Below are 21701 nucleotides of genomic sequence, written 5' to 3' on the forward strand. Positions count from 1 at the left end.
ACTGGAGTGCGTGACTGCCTATCTCGATCACGCGGCGACGACTCCGATGCGCCCGTCCGCGGTCGATGCGATGACGCAGGAGCTGACGTCGACCGGGAACCCGTCGTCGCTGCATGCGGCCGGCCGCGCGGCCCGGCGTCGCGTCGAGGAGTCCCGCGAGTCACTCGCGCTCGCGTTGGGCGCGCGTCCGAGCGAGGTCGTCCTGACGGGTGGCGGGACCGAGGCCGACAACCTGGCGGTCAAGGGGCTGTTCTGGTCCCGTCGCATCCAGGACCCCGCACGACGCCGGATCCTCGTGTCCGCCGTCGAGCACCACGCCGTCCTCGACCCGGCGTTCTGGATGGCCGAGCACGCCGGCGCCGAGATCGTCCTCCTCCCCGTCGACTCCCGTGGTGTCCTCGACCTCGAGGCGCTCGACCACGAGCTGCGCGCACATGGCGACCAGGTCGCACTCGTGTCCGTGATGTGGGCGAACAACGAGGTCGGGGCGTTGCAGCCGGTGACGGACGTCGTGTCGCTCGCCCATCGGTACGGCATCCCGGTACACAGCGACGCGGTCCAGGCCGTGGGGCAGGTCCCGGTGGACTTCGCATCGTCCGGTCTCGACGCGATGACCGTGGCCGGGCACAAGGTCGGCGGGCCGCACGGCGTCGGTGCGCTCCTGGCCCGGCGCGGCCTCGACCTGACCCCGGTGCTGCACGGTGGCGGCCAGGAGCGGGGGATCCGGTCCGGGACCCTCGACGCCCCGGCCACCGTCGCGTTCGCGGTCGCCGCGCAGCTCGCCGTGGCGGAACGCCCGGCCGCGGCCGAACGTCTCGCCGCGTTGCGCGACGACCTCGTCGCACGGGTCCGGGCCTGCGTCCCCGACGCGGTCCTGCGCGGCCCGGACCCCGTTGTCGACGCAGACCTCCGGCTGCCGGCCAACGCGCACTTCACGTTCCCCGGCTGCGAGGGCGACTCGCTGCTCTACCTGCTCGACTCCGCCGGCGTTCAGTGCTCGACGGGGTCCGCATGCCAGGCCGGCGTCCCGCGCCCGAGCCACGTGCTCCTGGCGATGGGCGTCGAGGAGGACGACGCACGCGGTGCGCTCCGCTTCACGCTCGGCCACACCTCGACGAGCCGGGACGTGGACGCCCTCGTGGAGGTCCTGCCCGGGGTCGTCGAACGCGCCCAGGCCGCCGGGCTGGCCGGCCGGACGACGGCAGGGTCACGCTGATGCGTGTCCTCGCGGCGCTCTCCGGCGGGGTCGACTCGGCTGTCGCCGCCGCACGTGCGGTCGACGCCGGACACGACGTCGTCGGCGTCCACATGGCCCTGTCGCGCAACCGCGACCAGTTCCGCTCCGGCTCGCGAGGCTGCTGCTCGATCGAGGACGCAGGCGATGCGCGGCGCGCGGCCGACGTCCTGGGGATCCCGTTCTACGTCTGGGACCTGTCCGAGCGGTTCGAGGACACCGTCGTGGCGGACTTCCTCTCCGAGTACGCGGCGGGGCGCACACCGAACCCGTGCGTCCGGTGCAACGAGCACATCAAGTTCGAGGCGCTCCTCGACAAGGCGCTCGCGCTCGGCTTCGACGCCGTGTGCACCGGTCACTACGCGCGGCTGGTCACGGTCGCGACGCCGGACGGTCCGGTGCACGAGCTGCACCGGTCGGCGAACCTGGCGAAGGACCAGTCGTACGTGCTCGCCGTGATGGGGGAGGAACGCCTCGGGCGGGTCCTGTTCCCGCTCGGCGACGTCGCGTCGAAGGATGAGGTCCGTGCCGAGGCGTCGGCACGCGGGCTGGGCGTCTCCGCCAAGCCCGACTCCTACGACATCTGCTTCGTGGCCGACGGCGACACGCAGGGGTTCCTGCGCGAGCGGCTCGGCGCGCGTCCCGGCGACGTCGTGGACACCACCGGGCGCGTCGTGGGTACCCACGAGGGCGCATACGCCTACACGGTCGGCCAGCGCCGGGGGCTGTCGATCGGGCACCCGGCGGCCGACGGCAAGCCGCGCTACGTGCTCCGGGTCGAGCCGGTGAGCAACACCGTCGTGGTCGGCTCCGGTGACCTGCTCGACGTCGACGTCATCGTCGCCGACGACGCGGTGCTGTTCGGCAGCTCGGCGGCGGTTCTCGGCGCCGGCGGTGCCGAGGGCGATCAGCCGGGCGAGTGGCTCGTGTGTCTCGCCCAGGTGCGCGCGCACGGCGACGCCGTCGCGGCGCAGGCCCGCTCGACGGCCGGTGGGCACCTCGAGATCACCGTGGACGGTCGGCTGCGCGGTGTCGCCCCCGGGCAGTCGGTGGTGCTGTACGACGGCACGCGCGTGCTCGCGCAGGCCACGGTGACCCGCACCTCGCGGCACGCGGCACCGGTCGCGGTCGCGGGGTGACCGGCGTCAGCGGGACGGGCTCCTGGCCCGCGTCCGACGTCCGTGAGGCGCAGGCGGTCGTCGTCGGTGAGCTCACATCCGCACCCGAAGGGGTTGAAGGGATCCCGTTCGCCGTGAACCCGCACGGCCGTGGACCGTGGGCTGATCCGGTCGGACGCGCGGCTGCGCTGCTCGTGGACATGCCGACCGAGCTCGGCGTGCACGGGTGGGCGCTCGCGGACCGGCCGGGGCGTGATCTCGACCGTGCGCGGTCCGTCGTCGGTGAGGACCTGGACGCGCTCGCCGTCGCCGCATTCGGCTATGCCGGCCGGATCGTCGTGCCGGTCGTCGGGCCGTTGACCTTGGCGGCGACGCTGTACCTCGCCCGCGGCGACCGCGTCGTCTCGGACACGGGTGCGGTGCGGGAGCTCACGGAGTCCCTCGGCGTCGGGATCGCCGCGCACGTCGACCGCCTCCGGGGCCACGTCCCCGGTGCGCAGGTCGTCGTCCTGGTCGACGAGCACGACCTCGCGGCGGTGATCGCGGGCGCCGTCCCGTCGTTCTCCGGCCGCGCGATGCTCCGCTCGGTGCCGGCACCCGCAGCGGCCGAGCTGCTGAGCATGCTCGTGGACGCGGCGCGGGAGGCGTCAGGGAGTCAGGTGGTCATCGACGTGGGGCCGGCCTGGACGACCGTCGGGACGGCCGTGTCGGCGGGGGCGGACGCCGTCGCCCTCGCGGTGGGACAGGTCGGACGCCAGGGGTGGGAACGGGTCGCCGAGACGGTCGAGGCCGGGATCCCGCTCTGGGCAGCGGTCCCCGGGCGCAGTGGGGCGAGCGACGGCCGCTCGGCGAGAACCGGGTCGCAGGCGCGCGTGCTGCACCGCCCCTGGCGCGAGGTGGGGCTGCCGGTCGGCGGCCTCGCGGAGGTCGTCGTCCTGCCGGACCCCGCGACGCCACCGGCAGGAGGCCCGGAGGGTGCCCGCCGCGAGCTTGCCGACCTCGTCGTCACGGCGCGGGAGCTCGCCGAGATCGCCGCCGGGTGATGTCCCTCTAGCCCGTCGTGTCGGTGCGCCACTTCTCGGCGTCGGTGGCGGTGTCGGGGGTGTCGGGTACGCGGGGTGCCGCGGGTGGTTCGGCGATCTGGTCGGCGTCCCACTTCGCCGCGTCGGTGGCGGTGTCGGGGGTGTCGGGTACGCGGGGTGCCGTGGGAGGTTCGCTGATCTGGTCGGCGTCCCACTTCTCGGCGTCGGTGGCGGTGTCGGGGGTGTCGGGTACGCGGGGTGCTGCGGGTGGTTCGGCGATCTGGTCGGCGTCCCACTTCGCCGCGTCGGTCGGGGCCTTGCCGGGTTCAGCCTTGTGCTTCGGCGTCATGGTGGAGACCTCCGTCGTGTCGAGTGTTTTTCACGTTACGCCCCTGTCCCGCCACACGCGATGGCATCGGATGCCGACCGGACCGGCGTTCCTCGCGGGAGCTGAGCCTCGATGGAGCGTGTCCGTGGTGGACGGCATGATGGACCGGTGACCACGAAGCCGCGCGCGGATGCCCCCGTGACCCCCGACGCCGCAGCCCGTCGACGCTGGGCGGAGCTGGTCGACGAGATCAGCGACCACCAGTTCGCGTACTACGTGCGTGACAGCCCGACGGTGAGCGACGGCGAGTACGACGCGCTCCTGGCAGAGCTGACGGACCTCGAGGCCGCGCACCCGGAGCTGCGCACACCCGACTCGCCGACGCAACGGGTCGGCGGCACGTTCTCCACGGAGTTCACCGCCGTGGACCACGTCGAGCGGATGCTCTCCCTCGACAACGCCTTCTCCGCCGACGACGTCGCCGCGTGGGCGGAGCGCGTGCATCGCGAGATCGGCGACACCGAGGTGCACTACCTGTGCGAGCTCAAGATCGACGGCCTGGCGATCGCCCTGCTGTACGAGAACGGTCGCCTGGTCCGTGCCGCGACGCGCGGGGACGGCCGGACGGGTGAGGACGTGACGCTCAACGTCCGGACGATCGAGACGATCCCGGAGGCCCTGGGCGGGGATCCCTCGACGCACCCCGAGCTCATCGAGATCCGTGGCGAGGTGTTCCTCCCCGTCGGCCCGTTCGAGGAGCTCAACGCGGCGCAGGTGGCGGCAGGGAAGGCCCCCTTCGCGAACCCGCGCAACGCCGCCGCCGGATCGCTGCGCCAGAAGGACCCTCGGGTGACGGCCTCCCGGCCCCTGCGGATGTACGCGCACGGGATCGGGGCGCTGCGCGGGGCCGGCGCCACCGCGAGCGAGCTCACGCGCCAGTCGCAGGCGTACGACCTCCTGGCCGGTTGGGGGGTGCCGGTCTCGGGTCACACCCGGGTGGTCCCGGGACTGACCGGCGTGCAGGAGATGATCCGGTACTTCGGTGAGCACCGGCACGACGTCGAGCACGAGATCGACGGGATCGTCGTCAAGGTGGACGAGATCGCCCTGCAACGGCGGCTCGGTGCGACGAGCCGGGCGCCGCGTTGGGCGATCGCCTACAAGTACCCACCCGAGGAGGTCAACACCCGGCTCCTCGACATCCGCGTCAACGTGGGGCGCACGGGGCGTGTGACCCCGTACGGCGTGATGGAACCGGTGCGCGTCGCCGGGTCGACCGTGGAGATGGCAACCCTGCACAACGCGAGCGAGGTGCGTCGCAAGGGCGTCCTGATCGGGGACACGGTCGTGCTCCGCAAGGCAGGTGACGTCATCCCGGAGATCCTCGGCCCGGTCGTCGAGCTCCGAGCGGGACGCGAGGCCGAGCTGCGCGAGTTCGTGATGCCGACCCACTGCCCGTCGTGCGGGACGCTGCTCGCGCCGGCGAAGGAGGGCGACGTCGACATCCGCTGCCCGAACGCGCGGCGCTGCCCGTCCCAGCTCCGCGAGCGGTTGTTCAACCTCGCGTCGCGAGGTGGCCTCGACATCGAGGCCATGGGGTGGGAGGCGTCGATCGCCTTGGTCGACCCGGAGCTCAACCGACCCGACGACGCACCCGGCGAACCGCAGACGCCGGTGCTCGAGAACGAAGGCGGGCTTTTCGACCTCACGGCCGACGACCTGGCCGACGTCCGCGTCTGGCGGGAGAAGAAGACGGCCGGTGTCGGGACAGGTGTCTGGGAGCAGGTGCCGTTCTTCTTCACCCGGGCGACCGCCACGAAGCCCTCCGTCCCGACGGCGACGACGGTGAAGCTCTTCGAGCAGCTCGAGCTGGCACGGACGCGGCCGCTGTGGCGCGTGCTGGTCGCCCTGTCGATCCGTCACGTCGGGCCGACGGCGGCGCGGGCGCTCGCGACCGAGTTCGGCAGCCTGGCCGCGATCCGTGCGGCGGACACCGAGTCGCTGGCGTCGGTGGCCGGTGTCGGACCGACGATCGCCGCCGCCGTGCAGGAGTGGTTCACCGGTGACGAGTCGGACTGGCACAACGAGATCGTGGATCGATGGGCCGCGGCCGGCGTGCGGATGACCGATGAGCGCGACGAGTCGGTCACGCGCACCCTGGAGGGGCTGACCGTCGTGGTGACCGGCTCGCTCGAGGGCTTCTCGCGGGACGGGGCGAAGGAGGCGATCCTCGCGCGCGGGGGCAAGGCGGCCGGGAGCGTGTCGAAGAAGACGGACTTCGTGGTCGTCGGCGAGAACGCCGGCTCGAAGGAGGCGAAGGCACGTGAGCTCGGTGTCCGCGTGCTGAGCGAGGCCGAGTTCGTCACGCTCCTGGACGGCGGCCCCGAGTCGCTGGGGACATGAGCGTCGGCGTCCGGGCACCGATACTGGTGCGATGGACCGACCCGTCAGCCCGATCGTGACCCGCACCGCAGAACCACGTCGCACGGCCGTCGTCGTGCGGACCGCGGCCACCGACTCGGAGGTCGCGGCGGCGGGCGCGCTCACCGCCGAGGCCTATCACGCGGACCGCCTGATCAACGACGACGACGAGTACGCGGACGAACTCCGCGACGCGGCCCGACGCGCGCGAGAGGCGACGCTGCTCGTCGCGGTGCTCCCTGGCCCCGACGAGGACGTCGTCGTCGGCACGATCACGCTCGCGCCGGCCGGCTCGTCGTACGCCGAGGTCGCCCGCCCGGGTGAGGTCGAGCTCCGGATGCTCGGCGTCGCACCCGAGGCCCGTCGGCGTGGCATCGCCGAGGCGCTGATGCGCGCGAGCATGCGCGAGACCGTCGCACTCGGTGCCGGCGCCCTGGTCCTGTCGACCCTCGACGCGATGACGACCGCCCAGCGCCTGTACGACCGGCTCGGCTTCCGGCGTGACCCGGAGCGGGACTGGGGTCACGAAGGTGTCGCCCTACGCGTGTACTCCTGGCACGTTCCGGAAGCGCCGAGCGTGCGGGTCGAGGTATCGACCTGGCGGCCGATCGAGGTGCGTGACATTGCCGGGTGGCAGGTGGGGCTGTCGGGCGGCTTCACCCGGCGCGCCAACAGCGCGGTACCCGCTCACGGACGCGTCGAGGGCGCACATCCCCTCGAGGTGACCCTCGACGCCGTCGAGCAGTGCTACCGCGAGGCCGGGCAGCCGTCGGTCGTCCGGGTGTGCCGTTCCTCAGGGGACGACACGCTCGACGGCGTGCTCGCCGCGCGGGGGTACGCGATCGCGTCGCGAACGTGGGTGATGGTGCTGGACCTGCCGCAGACGGAGGTCGCGGTCCGCCCGGGCGAAGAAACCGCCGATCCCGGCGAACCGGGCGGCATCGACCTGGACGGGACTGACCTGGACGGGATCGGCTCGGACGGGATCGAGCCGGACGGGATCGACTCGGACGGGATCGACTCGGACGGGATCGACTCGGACGGGATCGACTCGGACAACCTGGTCAGGGAGCCCTCCGAGCGGGACGACCGGACACCGGGCACGGAGCACCCGGACCTGCGGGTCACGCTCACCTCCGAGCCCGACGCGGCGTGGCTCGCGTGCTGGCTCGGGGTCAAGACGGGCGGACGACCGGCGGACATCGACGTCGCGCGGGCCATCGTGACGGGGTCACCGGCGGTGTATCTCGCTGCGTGGGACCGGGACGGCGTCGTCGGAGTCCTCCGGGCTGCGCTGTCGGACGAGTGGGTGGGCCTGTCGTGCCTCGCGGTGGACCCGCGCGCCCGCGGACGCGGGCTCGCCCGCACGCTGACCGCCGTCGCGCTCGAGACCGCGACCGGTCGGGGGGCCCGTCATGCGTTCCTGCAGGTCGAGGACGACAACTCCGGTGCCCGGAGGCTCTACGAGTCGCTCGGGTTCGTCCCTGCCGAGCGTTACCACTACCGCGAGCGGTGACGTGCGGTGTGAGCGCGGTGCGACTGAGCAGGGTGACTCCGGGATGACTGCGCAGGCTGACCGGCAAGTGTGACCGTCCGGCGGCGGTCGGCTGATACTGGACCGATGATCACCCCTGAGCTCGCCACCTCGCTCCAGCTCGCCGGCCTGCCGTGGCACCCCCGGCCGGGCGACCGCTTCGCCATCCCGCAGCCCGAGCTGCAGGACCAGGTGTTCACGATCAGCGACATGGTCGTCGAGCCGCGCGAGTACCCCACCGGCACCGTGCTCGGGTTCAACGGGACGACGGAGTGGGCGCTGGACTCGGTCGACCAGGACCAGGCGCTGTGGCTCCCGCGCGAGGACCAGCTGCGGGAGATCCTCGGCGCCACCTTCGTCCGGCTCGAGCGCACCGACGACGGCTACCGCGTCGTCGTCGCCGGCGACGGGAGCAGCGAACGTGCGCATGCGGCCGCGTCGGCCGCCGAGGCGTACGGACTCGCGGTGCTGGACCTCGTCAGCCGCGCGACGGGCGTCGTGCCTTCCTGACGGGCGTCGTGCCCTCCTGACGGAGGTCGTGCCTTCGTGACGGCCGTTCGCCCGGAGGGCCGGACCGACCGACCGGTGCACCCTCTAGACTCGTGGCCATGTCCACCCTCTCCCGCGACGAGGTCGCGCGCGTGGCGGCACTGGCCCGGATCGACCTGACCCCTGACGAGCTGGACCGGCTCGCGGGGGAGCTCGACGTCATCGTCGAGTCGGTCGCGCGGGTCAGCGAGGTCGCCACCCCCGACGTCCCGGCGACCAGCCACCCGCTGCCTCTGACGAACGTGTTCCGCGCGGACGTGCCCGAGCCGTCGCTGCCGATCGCCGACGTGCTCCGCAGCGCTCCGGCCAGCGAGGACGGCAAGTTCCTCGTCCCGCAGATCCTCGGGGAGGAGTGATGGGCGACCTGACACGGCTCAGTGCGGCCGACCTCGCCGCGGCGCTCACCTCCGGTGAGGTCTCGAGCGTCGAGGCGACCCAGGCGCACCTCGACCGGATGGCGGCTGTGGAGCCCGCGGTCCACGCGTTCCTCCACGTCAACGCCGACGATGCCCTGGTCACCGCGCGCGGTGTCGACGCGCGGCGGGCCGCCGGGGAGCAGCTGCACCCCCTGGCCGGCGTCCCGATCGCGGTCAAGGACGTCGTGGTCACCAAGGACATGCCGACGACGGCCGGGTCGAAGATCCTCGAAGGCTGGATCCCGCCGTACGACGCGACGCTCGTCACACGCCTCAAGCAGGCGGGCCTGCCGATCCTCGGCAAGACCAACATGGACGAGTTCGCGATGGGCTCGAGCACCGAGCACTCGGCCTACGGCAACACCCACAACCCGTGGGACCTCGACCGGATCCCCGGCGGGTCGGGCGGTGGCTCGGCGGCGGCGCTCGCGGCGTTCGAGGCTCCGCTGGCGATCGGCACCGACACCGGTGGGTCGATCCGGCAGCCCGCTGCCGTCACCGGCACCGTCGGGGTCAAGCCGACCTACGGCTCCGTGTCGCGGTACGGGCTCATCGCCCTCGCGTCCTCCCTCGACCAGGCCGGACCGGTCACGCGTACCGTGCTCGACTCCGCGCTGCTGCACGAGCTCATCGGCGGCCATGACCCGCGTGACTCGACGTCGATCGACGAGCCGCTCCCGGGGCTGGTCGCGGCCGCCCTCCGCGGCGCGACGGGCGACCTGACGGGCGTACGTGTCGGAGTCGTGACCGAGCTCAACGGCGAGGGCTACCAGCCAGGGGTGCGTGCGCGGTTCAGCGAGGCCCTCACGTTGCTCGAGCAGGCCGGGGCGGAGATCGTCGAGGTCTCGTGCCCACACTTCGAGTACGCCCTCGGTGCGTACTACCTCATCCTGCCGAGCGAGGCGTCGAGCAACCTGGCGAAGTTCGACGGCATGCGGTTCGGCCTGCGGGTCGAGCCTGCCGACGGTCCCGTCACCGCCGAGCGGGTGATGGCCGCGACGCGTGGCGCCGGGTTCGGCCCCGAGGTCAAGCGACGGATCATCCTGGGGACCTACGCGCTGTCCGCCGGCTACTACGACGCGTACTACGGCTCGGCGCAGAAGGTGCGGACACTGATCCAGCGGGACTTCGCGGCCGCGTTCACGCAGGCGGACGTCTTGGTCTCGCCGACGGCGCCGACCACGGCGTTCCGGCTGGGGGAGAAGCTCGACGACCCGCTCGCGATGTACCTCAACGACGTCGCGACGATCCCGGCGAACCTCGCGGGCGTACCCGGCATGTCGCTGCCGTCCGGGCTGTCCGACGACGGCCTCCCGGTGGGCTTCCAGATCCTCGCCCCCGCCAAGGCGGACGACCGGCTCTACCGGGTGGGCGCCGCCCTCGAGGCGTCGCTCGAGTCCGTCTGGGGCGGGCACATCCTCGATCGTGCCCCTGAGCTGGAGGTAGGCAAGTGAGCAGCCCGACGGTCGACCTGATCGACTACGACGACGCCATCGCACGGTTCGACCCGGTGATCGGCATCGAGGTGCACGTCGAGCTCGGCACGCGGACCAAGATGTTCTGCCCCGCGGAGGCCGTCTTCGGCGAGGAGCCCAACACCGCGGTCTCGCCGGTCTCGCTCGGGCTCCCCGGTGCGCTCCCGGTGGTGAACGGTACGGCCGTCGAGTACGCGATCCGCATCGGCCTGGCGCTGAACTGCTCGATCGCGGAGACCTGCCGGTTCGCCAGGAAGAACTACTTCTACCCGGACGTCCCGAAGAACTTCCAGACGTCGCAGTACGACGAGCCGATCGCCTACGACGGCTACCTGGACGTCGAGCTCGGTGACGGCACGATCTTCCGGGTCGAGATCGAGCGCGCGCACATGGAGGAGGACGCCGGGAAGAACACCCACGTCGGAGGGCTGACGGGGCGGATCCACGGCGCCGAGTACTCGCTCGTCGACTACAACCGCGCGGGGATCCCGCTGGTGGAGATCGTCACCCGGCCGATCACCGGCGCAGGGGCGCGTGCTCCTGAGGTGGCGCGTGCCTACGTGCAGACCCTGCGTGACATCTTCCGGACGTTGGGCGTGTCCGAGGCGCGGATGGAACGCGGGAACGTCCGGGCGGACGTCAACCTGTCGTTGCGCGACACGCAGGACTCGCCGCTCGGCACGCGAACCGAGACGAAGAACGTCAACTCGTTCCGATCGGTCGAGCGGGCCGTGCGCTACGAGGTGTCACGGCAGGCCGCGATCCTCGCCGCCGGCGGCACGATCACTCAGGAGACCCGGCACTGGCACGAGGACACCGGGACGACGACGGCCGGTCGCGTGAAGTCGGACGCGGAGGACTACCGGTACTTCCCCGAGCCCGACCTCGTGCCCATCGCGCCGAGTCGCGAGTGGGTCGAGGAGATCCGGTCCGGGCTGCCGGAGATGCCGGTCGCCCGACGCAACCGTCTACAGGCCGTGTGGGGCTTCGCGGATGCCGAGATGCGTGACGTCGTGAACGCGGGGGCGATCGACCTGATCGAGGCGACCGTCGCAGCCGGCACGGCGCCGGCGGCGGCGCGCAAGTGGTGGATGGGCGAGCTGGCGCGGACAGCGAAGACGGACCAGGTCGAGCTCGAGGAGCTCTCCGTCACGCCGACGCAGATCGCCGAGCTCCAGGGCCTCGTGGACTCCGGCCGTCTGAACGACAAGCTCGCACGTCAGGTCCTCGAAGGGGTCCTCGCCGGCGAGGGATCACCGGAGCAGGTCGTCGTTGCGCGCGCCCTGGAGGTGGTGTCCGACGACGGCCCGCTTCTCGAGGCGATCGATGCCGCGCTCGCGGCCCAGCCGGACGTGGTCGCGAAGGTCCGCTCGGGCAACCTCGGGCCCGTTGGTGCCATCATCGGCGCCGTCATGAAGGCGACGAAGGGCCAGGCGGACGCCGGCCGTGTGCGCGCCCTGGTGGTGGAACGGATCGAGACCGGCGCCTGACCACCGACCCCGACGAAGGAGCCTGATGGAGAAGCCGACGTTGCAGGGTGAGCTGATCCGGTTGCGCCCGATCGGCCCCGAGGATGTCGACGCCGTCTGGGATCTCGTGAGCGACCCCGAGAGCGCCAGGCTCACGGGCCGCACCGAGGTCTACACGCGGGAGATGGTCGCGGAACGGTGCGCGACGATCGCCGACCGGCCCGGCCGCATCGACCTCGCGGTCACGACGACCGGGTCGGACGAGATGCTGGGGGAGATGGTGCTCAAGCACATCGACCTGCAGTCCGGGACCGCGGACCTGCGGCTGGTCATGCGACCGCTGCACCGAGGGCGTGGTCTCGGTACCGAGGCGATCGGCCTGGTGCTGGACATGGCGTTCGAGGGGCTGGGCCTGCACCGGATCGGGCTGACGGTCCTGAGCATCAACACGCGTGCGATCGCGCTCTACGAAGGGCTGGGGTTCCAGACCGAAGGCCGCTTGCGTGAGGCGTTCCGGGACGGTGACCGCCGGTGCGACGGCATCGTCATGGGTCTCCTCGCCGACGAGTACCGACGGTGACGGCGGTGCGCCTCCCACGGGTCCTGACGGTCCCTGAACCGGAGATCGGTCGCGAGCTCGTCGTCCCGGAGGGGGTCCGGCTCGTCGAGTGGCCGATGACGGAAGACCTTCCGGCCGACCTCGCGGCTGAGGTCGAGGCAGTCATGGTTCCGCACTACGTCACCGGGTCGATGCTGGCGCGGCTCCGCTCGTTGCCCCGGCTCTCGCTCGTCCAGCTGCCGAGCGCGGGCTACGAGCACGCGGTCCGGCATCTCCCCCGGGGGTGACCCTGTGCAACGGGCGTGGGGTGCACGACGACGAGACCGCCGAGCTGGCGATCGGCCTGCTGCTCGCCTCGCTGCGCGACCTCGCCGAGTACGTGCGCCTGCAGGACGCCGGCGTCTGGGCGCCGCACCGGAGCGTGTCCCTCGCCGACCGTCGGGTCATGGTGATCGGGGCCGGGGCGATCGGGCACGCGATCGCCGCGCGGCTGCGCCCGTTCGCCGTGGACGTCGTGCGGGTCGGGCGCACCGGTCGGGACGACCCCGACGGGCACGTGCACGGGACGGACGAGCTCCCGGAGCTGGTGCCGACGGTCGACGTCGTCATCCTCATCACCCCGTTGACGGCCGAGACGACCCACCTGGTGGATGCGGAGTTCCTCGCGCGGATGCGCGACGGGGCGGTGCTCGTGAACGTGTCGCGCGGCAAGGTCGTGGACACCGACGCCCTGGTGGCCGAGCTCCGAGCCGGGCGGCTCCGCGCGGGCCTCGACGTCGTCGACCCCGAGCCGCTGCCGGCCGACCACCCGCTGTGGACGTCGCCCGGGGTGATCCTCACGCCCCACGTCGGCGGGTTCACCACCGCGACCCACTCACGGTTCGTGGCACTGATCCAGCGTCAGCTCGACCGGCTCTCCCAGGGGGAGTCGCCGCTCAACGTCGTCGGGTCGGTCTGACCGCGACCGCGCCGTCAGACCGCTCGGCAGGACCCGCGCTCGACGAGGGCGGTGGGGAGCCGGCGGTGCTTCGACTGGACCTCGGTCCGGTTGATCAGGTCGATCAGCAGCTTCATCGCCTCGTAGCCCATCTGCTGGATGGGCTGGCTGATCGTCGTCAGCGGGGGTGAGGTGAGCGCCGACTCCGGCACGTTGTCGAAGCCGATCACGGACACGTCGTCCGGCACGCCGAGGCCGAGCGAGCGCGCGACGTCCACCGTCCGGATCGCCGAGATGTCGTTGGCTGCGAAGATCGCGGTCGGCCGGTCCGTCATCGTCAGGAGCTCCCGCGCGGGCTGGTCCGCCGTCTCCTCGCGGTAGCCGGCCACCCGGATCAGGTCGGGGTTGACCGTGAGCCCGGCTGCGGAGAGGGCCTTCCGGTAACCCTCCTCGCGGAGGCGCGCCGACTCCAGGTCGGGTCGTCCACCGAGGAACCCGATCCGCTCGTGCCCGAGGCCGATCAGGTACTCCGTCGCGGTGATGGCACCGGCGAGGTTGTCGGAATCCACGGTCGGCAGCTCGCTCGGGCCCGTGTGCGGGTCGACGGCCACGACAGGGATCGAGTACTCGGCGTCGACGACGGTGGGCGTCACGAGGATGGCGCCGTCGATGAGCGTGCCGCTCAGCCGCGACAGGTACCGGCGCTCCCAGCCGGCGTTGCCACCGGCACGGCCGCCACCGGAGTAGGCGAGCAGCTCGTAGCCGCTTCCCCCGATCGCCTTGGAGAGTCCCTTGAGGAGCTCGGTGCTGAACGGCTCGAACTCGGCGACCAGGATCCCGATGACGTGCGTGCGGTGCGACCGGAGGCTCCGGGCGACGAGGCTCGACTCGTAGCCGAGCCGGTCGATGACCTCCTGGACGTGCGCGGCGGTCGAGACGGCGACCCCGTAGCGCTGGTTCAGGACCTTCGAGACGGTCGCGACCGAGACGCCTGCCTCGCGGGCGACGTCGTTGATGGTCACGCTCTGTGGGGGAGCCATAGGCAGACTCTACTGGTGTGATAAACGATATCGATAACGATTGAGGTGACGGGGGCGCCCTCGGCGCGTCGGCGTCGGTTGATCCTAGACTCTTCGGCATGGCTACGTCGTCGTCCGCAGACCCGATCGATCTCAAGCCGCGCAGCCGCCAGGTGACCGACGGTGTCGAGGCCACGGCCTCGCGCGGGATGCTCCGCGCCGTCGGACTCGGCGACGAGGACTTCGCCAAGCCGCAGATCGGCGTCGCGAGCTCGTGGAACGAGATCACGCCGTGCAACCTGTCTCTCGACCGGCTGGCGAAGGCGGCCAAGAACGGCGTCCACGCCGCCGGCGGCTACCCGCTCGAGTTCGGCACCATCTCGGTCTCCGACGGCATCTCGATGGGGCACGAGGGCATGCACTTCTCGCTCGTCTCGCGGGACATCATCGCGGACAGCGTCGAGACGGTCATGATGGCGGAGCGGCTCGACGGCTCGGTGCTGCTCGCCGGTTGCGACAAGTCCCTGCCGGGGATGCTCATGGCGGCGGCCCGGCTCGATCTCGCGTCGGTCTTCCTGTACGCCGGGTCGACCATGCCGGGCTTCGTCACCCTCGAGGACGGCAGCGAGAAGCAGGTCACCATCATCGACGCCTTCGAGGCCGTCGGCGCCTGCGCGCGCGGGCTGATGAGCACGGAGGACCTCGGTCGCATCGAGCGCGCGATCTGCCCGGGCGAAGGGGCCTGCGGCGGGATGTACACGGCCAACACGATGGCGTCGGTCGCCGAGGCGATCGGGATGTCGCTGCCGGGATCGGCCGCCCCGCCGTCGGCGGATCGCCGTCGCGACAGCTTCGCGGTGCGCTCGGGCGAGGCCGTCGTGAACCTGCTCCGGCTGGGCATCACCGCCCGGCAGATCATGACCAAGGACGCCTTCGAGAACGCGATCTCCGTGGTGATGGCCTTCGGTGGCTCGACGAACGCGGTGCTGCACCTCCTGGCGATCGCGCACGAGGCCGAGGTCGATCTGACGCTGGACGACTTCACGCGGGTCGCGGCGCGGGTTCCGCACCTCGGCGACCTGAAGCCGTTCGGTCGGTACGTGATGAACGACGTCGACCGCATCGGCGGCGTGCCCGTGGTCATGAAGGCCCTGCTCGACGCCGGCCTCCTGCACGGGGACTGCCTCACGGTGACGGGTCGGACCGTGGCGGAGAACCTCGCCGCGGTGAACCCGCCGGACCCCGACGGCAAGATCCTGCGGGCGCTGGACAACCCGATCCACGCGACGGGCGGCATCACGATCCTCAAGGGCTCGCTCGCCCCGGACGGCGCCGTCGTGAAGTCAGCCGGCTTCGACTCGGACGTGTTCGAGGGCACGGCACGAGTGTTCGAACGCGAGCGCGCCGCCCTGGACGCGCTCGAGGACGGCACGATCGTCGCCGGCGACGCCGTCGTCATCCGCTACGAGGGCCCGAAGGGAGGGCCCGGCATGCGGGAGATGCTGGCGATCACGGGTGCGATCAAGGGGGCGGGCCTCGGCAAGGACGTGCTGCTCCTGACGGACGGCCGCTTCTCCGGCGGCACCACCGGGCTGTGCGTCGGGCACGTCGCCCCCGAGGCCGTCGACGGCGGACCGATCGCCTTCATCCGCGACGGTGACCGCATCCGGCTGAACGTTCCCGAGGCGAGGCTCGACCTGCTCGTCGACGAGGCCGAGCTGGAGGAGCGCAAGACCGGATGGGCGCCGCTGCCGAACGCATTCACGCGTGGGGTCCTGGCGAAGTACGTCAAGCTCGTGCAGTCGGCGAGCACCGGAGCGGTGCTCGGCTGACACCGGTCGCGTCCGGCACGGCACGGTACGGCACCGGGTGGGCGTCGGATCGGCCCGACCCGTCTCGGCCCGGAACCGAGCGGGGATCATCGCCCGGGCGCTCGAAGTGTGGACGCGTGAACCATGATGTGAGATCGCAGGTCGTAGACGTGACATCGGGCTGCAGCGGGCGTAGTGTCCTTCGCGTGCAGACGATCGTGGTCGTAGTACTTCCGGGGCGCGCTGGCTGACCGCCAGAAGTCATCGGTCTCGTCAGCGCGCTCACCCCTCGCCTTGCCCTTCACGGGCCGAGGGGTTTTTTTGTGCCAGCACCACCTGCACCACCCGTGTACCGACGTCAGGGAGAATCCGATGGTCCAGGGCCCACACCCCGCGCCTCCACGCAGCGTGCCGCCGGCCGCTGCGAGCACCCGTCCGTCCGGTGAGCCGACGCGGCTCGCGCCGGTCGATGGCGTCGTCGCACCGGTCCAGGTCACCGGTGCCCAGTCGATCGTCCGGTCGCTCGAGGAGGCCGGTGTCGAGGTCGTGTTCGGCATCCCCGGCGGTGCGATCCTTCCGACGTACGACCCGCTGATGGACTCCACCCGGCTGCGTCACATCCTCGTCCGTCACGAGCAGGGCAGCGGTCACGCCGCCTCCGGGTACGCGCACGCGACCGGTCGCGTCGGGGTGTGCATGGCGACATCCGGACCCGGGGCGACCAACCTCGTGACGCCGCTCGCGGACGCCAACATGGACTCGATCCCGGTGGTCGCGATCACCGGCCAGGTGGCGGCCTCGTTGATCGGCACCGATGCCTTCCAGGAGGCCGACACCCTCGGCATCACGCTCCCGGTGACGAAGCACAACTACCTGGTGACCAACGCCGACGACATCCCGCGGGTGATCGCCGAGGCGTTCCACATCGCCGCGAGCGGGCGCCCCGGACCGGTGCTCGTCGACATCGCGAAGTCGGCCATGCAGGCGACGACGACCTTCTCGTGGCCGCAGACGCTCGACCTGCCGGGGTACCACCCCGTGACCAAGCCGCACGCGAAGCAGATCCGCGAGGCCGCTCGCCTGCTGGCGACCGCCCGGCGCCCGGTGCTCTACGTCGGTGGCGGGATCATCCGCGCCGGTGCGTCCGCCGAGCTGCGGCGGCTGACCGACGAGAGCGGCGCGCCGGTCGTGACCACGCTGATGGCCCGGGGTGCTCTGCCGGACTCGCACCCGCAGCACCTCGGGATGCCCGGCATGCACGGCACCGTCCCGGCAGTCGCTGCGCTGCAGCGCGCCGACCTGATCGTGGCGCTCGGGGCGCGGTTCGACGACCGCGTCACGGGGAAGCTCAGCTCGTTCGCACCGAACGCGACGATCGTCCACGCGGACATCGACCCGGCCGAGATCGGCAAGAACAGGGCCGTCGACGTGCCGATCGTCGGCGACCTGCGCGAGGTCATCGCGGACCTCCTGCCCGAGCTCGCGCGCGAGCACGGCCAGCACGGCAAGCCGGACCTCGAGGGCTGGTGGCGGCAGATCAACGAGTGGCGCACCACGTTCCCGCTCGGGTTCGACGAGCCGGAGGACGGGCACCTCGCGCCGCAGCACGTGATCTCCCGGATCAGCGAGCTGACGGGACCGGAGGCGATCTACGTCGCCGGCGTCGGCCAGCACCAGATGTGGGCGTCGCAGTTCATCCAGTTCGAGCGCCCGAACTCGTGGCTGAACTCCGGCGGTCTCGGCACGATGGGCTTCTCGGTGCCGGCCGCGATGGGGGCCAAGGTCGGCGCGCCGGACCGCACGGTCTGGTCGATCGACGGCGACGGCTGCTTCCAGATGACCAACCAGGAGCTCGCGACCTGCGCCATCAACGACATCCCGATCAAGGTCGCGGTGATCAACAACTCGTCCCTGGGGATGGTCCGCCAGTGGCAGACCCTGTTCTACGAGTCCCGGTACTCCAACACGGACCTGCACACCGGTCACGGCACCGCGCGCATCCCGGACTTCGTCAAGCTCGCCGAGGCCTACGGCTGCGTCGGTCTGAGGTGCGAGACGAAGGCAGACGTCGACGCCACGATCAAGCGGGCGCTCGAGATCAACGACCAGCCGGTCGTGGTGGACTTCACGGTCTCGCGTGACGCGATGGTCTGGCCGATGGTGGCTGCGGGCGTGAGCAACGACGACATCCAGTACGCCCGGGGCATCAGCCCGGCGTGGGACCGCGAGGAGTAGGACGATGGCTAGCAGGCACACACTCTCCGTCCTCGTCGAGAACAAGCCGGGCGTGCTGACGCGCGTCGCCGGGCTGTTCGCACGGCGATCGTTCAACATCCACTCGTTGGCGGTGGGACCTACCGAGCACGAGGAGTTCTCGCGGATCACCGTCGTGGTCGACGTCGAGGACCTCCCGCTCGAGCAGGTGACCAAGCAGCTCAACAAGCTGATCAACGTCATCAAGATCGTCGAGCTCGAGGACGCGTCCTCGGTCCAGCGTGAGCTCCTGCTGGTCAAGGTCCGCGCCGAGTCCGCGCAGCGCACGCACGTCCTCGAGGTCGTCGACCTGTTCCGGGCGCACGTCGTCGACGTCGTCCCGGACACCGTGACGATCGAGGCGACCGGGAGCCCGGGGAAGCTCAACGCGCTCCTCGCGGCGCTCGAGCCCTACGGGATCCGCGAGATCGTCCAGTCCGGCACGGTCGCGATCGCCCGCGGCTCGCGATCGATCACGGATCGGGCCCTCGAGCGGGTGACCCGCACGGCCTGACAGCCACCTGCCCGCGTCACCCAGGCGCGACACGGCACCCCCTGCACGACACGATGTAGTCCGCACGACACGACGACACCCTGCACGTCACGACGAACCAAGGAGATCCACGGTGGCTGAGCTGTTCTACGACGACGACGCCGATCTGTCCATCATCGCCGGCCGGAAGGTCGCCGTCATCGGCTACGGCAGCCAGGGTCACGCGCACGCGCTGAACCTGCGTGACTCCGGGGTCGACGTGCGTGTCGGCCTGCGGGCGGGCAGCGCGTCGATCGCCAAGGCCGAGGCCGAGGGGCTGCGTGTCCTGCCGGTCGTCGACGCGGTCAAGGAGGCGGACGTCGTCGTCATCCTCGCGCCGGACCAGGTCCAGCGGCACCTGTACCGTGACGAGATCGCGCCGAACCTGAACCCGGGTGCGGCGCTGGTCTTCGGCCACGGCTTCAACATCCGGTTCGGCTACATCAAGCCGGACGCGGGCCACGACGTCGTCATGATCGCGCCCAAGGGCCCGGGCCACCTGGTGCGTCGGGAGTTCGTCGACGGCCGGGGCGTGCCGGTGATCGTCGCGGTCGAGCAGGACGCCTCGGGCTCCGCGTGGCCGCTCGCGCTGTCGTACGCGAAGGCGATCGGCGGGCTGCGCGCCGCCGGCATCAAGACCACGTTCACCGAGGAGACCGAGACCGACCTGTTCGGCGAGCAGGCCGTCCTGTGCGGTGGAACGTCGCAGCTCGTCCAGTACGGGTTCGAGACCCTGACCGAGGCGGGCTACCAGCCTGAGGTCGCCTACTTCGAGGTGCTGCACGAGCTCAAGCTGATCGTCGACCTCATGTGGGAGGGCGGGATCGCCAAGCAGCGCTGGAGCGTCTCCGACACCGCCGAGTACGGCGACTACGTCTCGGGTCCGCGGGTCATCGACCCGCACGTGAAGGAGAACATGAAGGCGGTGCTCGCGGACATCCAGTCGGGTGCCTTCGCAGCGCGCTTCATCGCCGACCAGGATGCCGGCGCGCCCGAGTTCAAGGCGCTGCGGGCCAAGGGCGAGGCGCACCCGATCGAGGCGACCGGCCGCAAGCTCCGCAAGCTCTTCGCGTGGGTCAAGCCCTCCGACAGCGACTACGTCGAGGGAAGTGCCGGGCGCTGACCGAGTGGTCCGTGAGGGACGAGCGGCCCGGGAGGTCGAGCCGGGTGCTTCCCGAGTGTGGTGCTGGGGAAGTGCCGGGCGCTGACCGAGTGGTCCGTGAGGGACGAGCGGCCCGGACCTGACCTGCGCGTGCAGGACAGGTCCGGGAAGCCGAGGAGAGGTGGGCGATGTGTCGACGGACGACCAGGTCGAAGCCGACGCCGACGAGATCGCCTCGTTCTGGGAGCTCGCGCGTGTGCGGGCGGGGCTGGGCCGGCTCGCGGTGGTGACCGGGGCCGGGGCTGCGGCCAGCGTCCCGCCCCCTGCCTGGGCCTTCGGTGACACCCCTGAGGCGGCGGACACGCTCGTCGGCCTCGTCCTGACCGGGGCGAAGACGGCGACGGTGTCCCCGGTGGCGGAGTACGAGGCGTCGGGTGCGGCGTTCCCGTCGGTCGGCGACCTGGCGATCGTGCTCGACGGTCGGGCGCACCCCCGTGCGCTGATCCGGACGACCGGCGTGCGCGTCGCCCGGTTCATGGAGGTCGACGCGGCCCATGCGTGGGCCGAGGGCGAGGGTGACCGCAGCCTCGAGTCGTGGCGGGCGGTGCACGAGGAGTACTACCGACGATCGGCGAGGTCGGGGGGTGTCGAGTTCGGGCCGGACATGGAGCTCGTGCTCGAGACCTTCGAGGTGAGGTTCCCGCCGCGTTCGTCGCGCCCCGCACGTGGGTGAGCGGTGCGGGCCGGCCGGTTTGCCCCGGCCGGCGAGGATCAACCGGTGGGACAGTCGTCCCACTCGGTGGGACGGATGGATAGGATCGCGAGCATGACGCGCACCATCAACCTGGCAGTCGTCGCGGGTGACGGCATCGGCACCGAGGTCGTCGAGCAGGGCCTCCTCGCCCTGGAAGCGGCGCTCTCCGGCACCGACGTCCGGGTGAAGACGACCGACTTCGACCTCGGTGCGCGCCGCTGGCACGCCACTGGCGAGACGCTGACGGACGAGGACCTCGCGGAGATCCGCACCCACGACGCGATCCTTCTCGGGGCGATCGGCGACCCGGGCGTTCCGAGCGGTGTGCTCGAGCGGGGGCTGCTCCTCCGGCTCAGGTTCGCGCTGGACCACTACGTGAACCTTCGCCCCAGCAAGCTGTACCCGGGGGTGACCTCTCCGCTCGCTCACCCCGGTGACGTCGACTTCGTCGTCGTGCGCGAAGGCACCGAGGGCCCGTACGTCGGCAACGGGGGAGCGATCCGGGTCGGCACCCCGCACGAGGTCGCCAACGAGGTGAGCGTCAACACCGCGTTCGGGGTCGAGCGGGTCGTGCGGGACGCGTTCGCCCGCGCCGCTGCGCGACCGCGCAAGAAGCTCACCCTCGTGCACAAGCACAACGTGCTGGTGCACGCCGGTCACCTGTGGCGCCGGACGGTCGAGGCGGTCAACGCCGACTTCCCCGACGTCACGGTCGACTACCTCCACGTCGACGCGGCCACGATCTTCCTGGCGACCAACCCGTCGCGGTTCGACGTGATCGTCACTGACAACCTGTTCGGTGACATCCTCACCGACCTGGCGGCAGCGATCACCGGCGGCATCGGGCTGGCGGCCTCGGCGAACATCAACCCGGACCGGTACGCCGACGGGACGAGCGTCGCCCCCTCGATGTTCGAGCCCGTGCACGGCTCGGCGCCGGACATCGCCGGCCAGGGCAAGGCGGACCCGACCGCGACTGTGCTGTCGGTCTCGCTCATGCTCGACCACCTGGGTCTCGGCGATGCCGCTGCTGCGGTGGAGCGTGCCGTCGCGGCCGACGTCCTCGAGCGAGGCGACCGAGTACGGTCGACGACCGAGGTGGGCAAGGACCTCGCCGCGCGCATCGCCGGCTGATCCTCCCGGCCCGTCCGACGCGCCGCCTGCGCCC

At 71.6% G+C, this 21701-nt stretch carries 20 protein-coding genes; 18 read left to right on the forward strand and 2 right to left on the reverse strand.

What is annotated here, in order from left to right:
• Window positions 1-10 precede the first annotated feature (10 nt).
• Genes LJB74_RS16100 through LJB74_RS16110 form a run of 3 tightly spaced genes read left to right on the forward strand, consistent with a single transcriptional unit; the run spans window position 11 to window position 3395 of the window.
• Window positions 11-1216 carry a cysteine desulfurase family protein gene (locus tag LJB74_RS16100; RefSeq protein WP_259309491.1) on the forward strand — a complete coding sequence of 402 codons (1206 nt, stop codon included), beginning with the start codon at window positions 11-13 and terminating at the stop codon, window positions 1214-1216.
• The gene (gene mnmA, locus LJB74_RS16105; protein WP_259309492.1) at window positions 1216-2373 is read left to right on the forward strand and encodes a tRNA 2-thiouridine(34) synthase MnmA; all 1158 of its coding nucleotides are present in this window, start codon (window positions 1216-1218) and stop codon (window positions 2371-2373) included. The genes LJB74_RS16100 and mnmA overlap by 1 nt, the downstream gene beginning before the upstream one ends.
• Window positions 2370-3395, forward strand: coding sequence for a hypothetical protein (locus LJB74_RS16110; RefSeq protein ID WP_259309493.1), 1026 nt, complete (start codon window positions 2370-2372; stop codon window positions 3393-3395). The genes mnmA and LJB74_RS16110 overlap by 4 nt, the downstream gene beginning before the upstream one ends.
• A gap of 7 nt (window positions 3396-3402) precedes the next feature.
• Here LJB74_RS16110 and LJB74_RS16115 read toward each other — a convergent pair whose 3' ends face one another.
• Window positions 3403-3723 carry a hypothetical protein gene (locus tag LJB74_RS16115; RefSeq protein ID WP_259309494.1) on the reverse strand — a complete coding sequence of 107 codons (321 nt, stop codon included), beginning with the start codon at window positions 3721-3723 and terminating at the stop codon, window positions 3403-3405.
• Between the two features lie 111 nt (window positions 3724-3834).
• Between LJB74_RS16115 and ligA the strand changes: the two genes are divergently transcribed.
• The 9 genes from ligA (at window position 3835) to LJB74_RS16160 (ending at window position 13083) form a co-directional block, all read left to right on the forward strand.
• Window positions 3835-6105: an NAD-dependent DNA ligase LigA gene (ligA, locus tag LJB74_RS16120; RefSeq protein WP_396125184.1), complete on the forward strand. Its 2271-nt coding sequence runs from the start codon at window positions 3835-3837 to the stop codon at window positions 6103-6105.
• Window positions 6106-6136: 31 nt separating this feature from the next.
• Window positions 6137-7639 carry an N-acetyltransferase gene (locus LJB74_RS16125; RefSeq protein WP_259309496.1) on the forward strand — a complete coding sequence of 501 codons (1503 nt, stop codon included), beginning with the start codon at window positions 6137-6139 and terminating at the stop codon, window positions 7637-7639.
• A 105-nt stretch (window positions 7640-7744) separates the two neighbouring features.
• Window positions 7745-8167, forward strand: a complete 423-nt coding sequence (locus LJB74_RS16130; RefSeq protein WP_259309497.1) for a pilus assembly protein CpaE — start codon at window positions 7745-7747, stop codon at window positions 8165-8167.
• Between the two features lie 98 nt (window positions 8168-8265).
• Window positions 8266-8562 carry an Asp-tRNA(Asn)/Glu-tRNA(Gln) amidotransferase subunit GatC gene (gene gatC, locus LJB74_RS16135; RefSeq protein ID WP_259309498.1) on the forward strand — a complete coding sequence of 99 codons (297 nt, stop codon included), beginning with the start codon at window positions 8266-8268 and terminating at the stop codon, window positions 8560-8562.
• Complete coding sequence (gene gatA / locus LJB74_RS16140; protein WP_259309499.1) at window positions 8562-10076, forward strand: Asp-tRNA(Asn)/Glu-tRNA(Gln) amidotransferase subunit GatA; 1515 nt, start codon at window positions 8562-8564, stop codon at window positions 10074-10076. The genes gatC and gatA overlap by 1 nt, the downstream gene beginning before the upstream one ends.
• Entirely contained in the window at window positions 10073-11587 is a 1515-nt protein-coding gene (gene gatB / locus LJB74_RS16145; RefSeq protein WP_259309500.1) for an Asp-tRNA(Asn)/Glu-tRNA(Gln) amidotransferase subunit GatB, read from the forward strand. Before gatA ends, gatB begins: the two co-directional genes overlap by 4 nt.
• Window positions 11588-11612: 25 nt before the next feature.
• The gene (locus LJB74_RS16150) at window positions 11613-12146 is read left to right on the forward strand and encodes a GNAT family N-acetyltransferase (RefSeq protein ID WP_259309501.1); all 534 of its coding nucleotides are present in this window, start codon (window positions 11613-11615) and stop codon (window positions 12144-12146) included.
• Complete coding sequence (locus LJB74_RS16155) at window positions 12143-12412, forward strand: hypothetical protein (protein WP_259309502.1); 270 nt, start codon at window positions 12143-12145, stop codon at window positions 12410-12412. The genes LJB74_RS16150 and LJB74_RS16155 overlap by 4 nt, the downstream gene beginning before the upstream one ends.
• Window positions 12413-12432: 20 nt before the next feature.
• Window positions 12433-13083 carry an NAD(P)-dependent oxidoreductase gene (locus tag LJB74_RS16160; protein WP_259309503.1) on the forward strand — a complete coding sequence of 217 codons (651 nt, stop codon included), beginning with the start codon at window positions 12433-12435 and terminating at the stop codon, window positions 13081-13083.
• 14 nt (window positions 13084-13097) lie between these two features.
• On the opposite strand, the gene LJB74_RS16165 is transcribed toward LJB74_RS16160, so the two are convergent.
• Window positions 13098-14102, reverse strand: coding sequence for a LacI family DNA-binding transcriptional regulator (locus LJB74_RS16165; RefSeq protein WP_259309504.1), 1005 nt, complete (start codon window positions 14100-14102; stop codon window positions 13098-13100).
• 98 nt (window positions 14103-14200) lie between these two features.
• Between LJB74_RS16165 and ilvD the strand changes: the two genes are divergently transcribed.
• From ilvD to LJB74_RS16195, 6 genes are all read left to right on the forward strand, one after another.
• On the forward strand, window positions 14201-15913 hold the full coding sequence (ilvD, locus tag LJB74_RS16170; protein ID WP_259309505.1) for a dihydroxy-acid dehydratase: 1713 nt from the start codon (window positions 14201-14203) through the stop codon (window positions 15911-15913).
• 351 nt (window positions 15914-16264) lie between these two features.
• Entirely contained in the window at window positions 16265-18127 is a 1863-nt protein-coding gene (locus tag LJB74_RS16175) for an acetolactate synthase large subunit (protein ID WP_259309506.1), read from the forward strand.
• Between the two features lie 4 nt (window positions 18128-18131).
• A complete protein-coding gene (gene ilvN / locus LJB74_RS16180) occupies window positions 18132-18659 on the forward strand; it encodes an acetolactate synthase small subunit (RefSeq protein WP_259309507.1) in 528 nt (175 codons plus the stop codon).
• Window positions 18660-18666: 7 nt separating this feature from the next.
• Window positions 18667-19800, forward strand: a complete 1134-nt coding sequence (ilvC, locus tag LJB74_RS16185; protein ID WP_259310386.1) for a ketol-acid reductoisomerase — start codon at window positions 18667-18669, stop codon at window positions 19798-19800.
• 169 nt (window positions 19801-19969) lie between these two features.
• The gene (locus LJB74_RS16190; protein ID WP_259309508.1) at window positions 19970-20512 is read left to right on the forward strand and encodes an ASCH domain-containing protein; all 543 of its coding nucleotides are present in this window, start codon (window positions 19970-19972) and stop codon (window positions 20510-20512) included.
• 93 nt (window positions 20513-20605) lie between these two features.
• A complete protein-coding gene (locus tag LJB74_RS16195) occupies window positions 20606-21667 on the forward strand; it encodes a 3-isopropylmalate dehydrogenase (protein WP_259309509.1) in 1062 nt (353 codons plus the stop codon).
• Window positions 21668-21701: the final 34 nt, after the last annotated feature.

The sequence above is a fragment of the Cellulomonas sp. P24 genome, assembly GCF_024704385.1.
Lineage (GTDB): Bacteria > Actinomycetota > Actinomycetes > Actinomycetales > Cellulomonadaceae > JAJDFX01.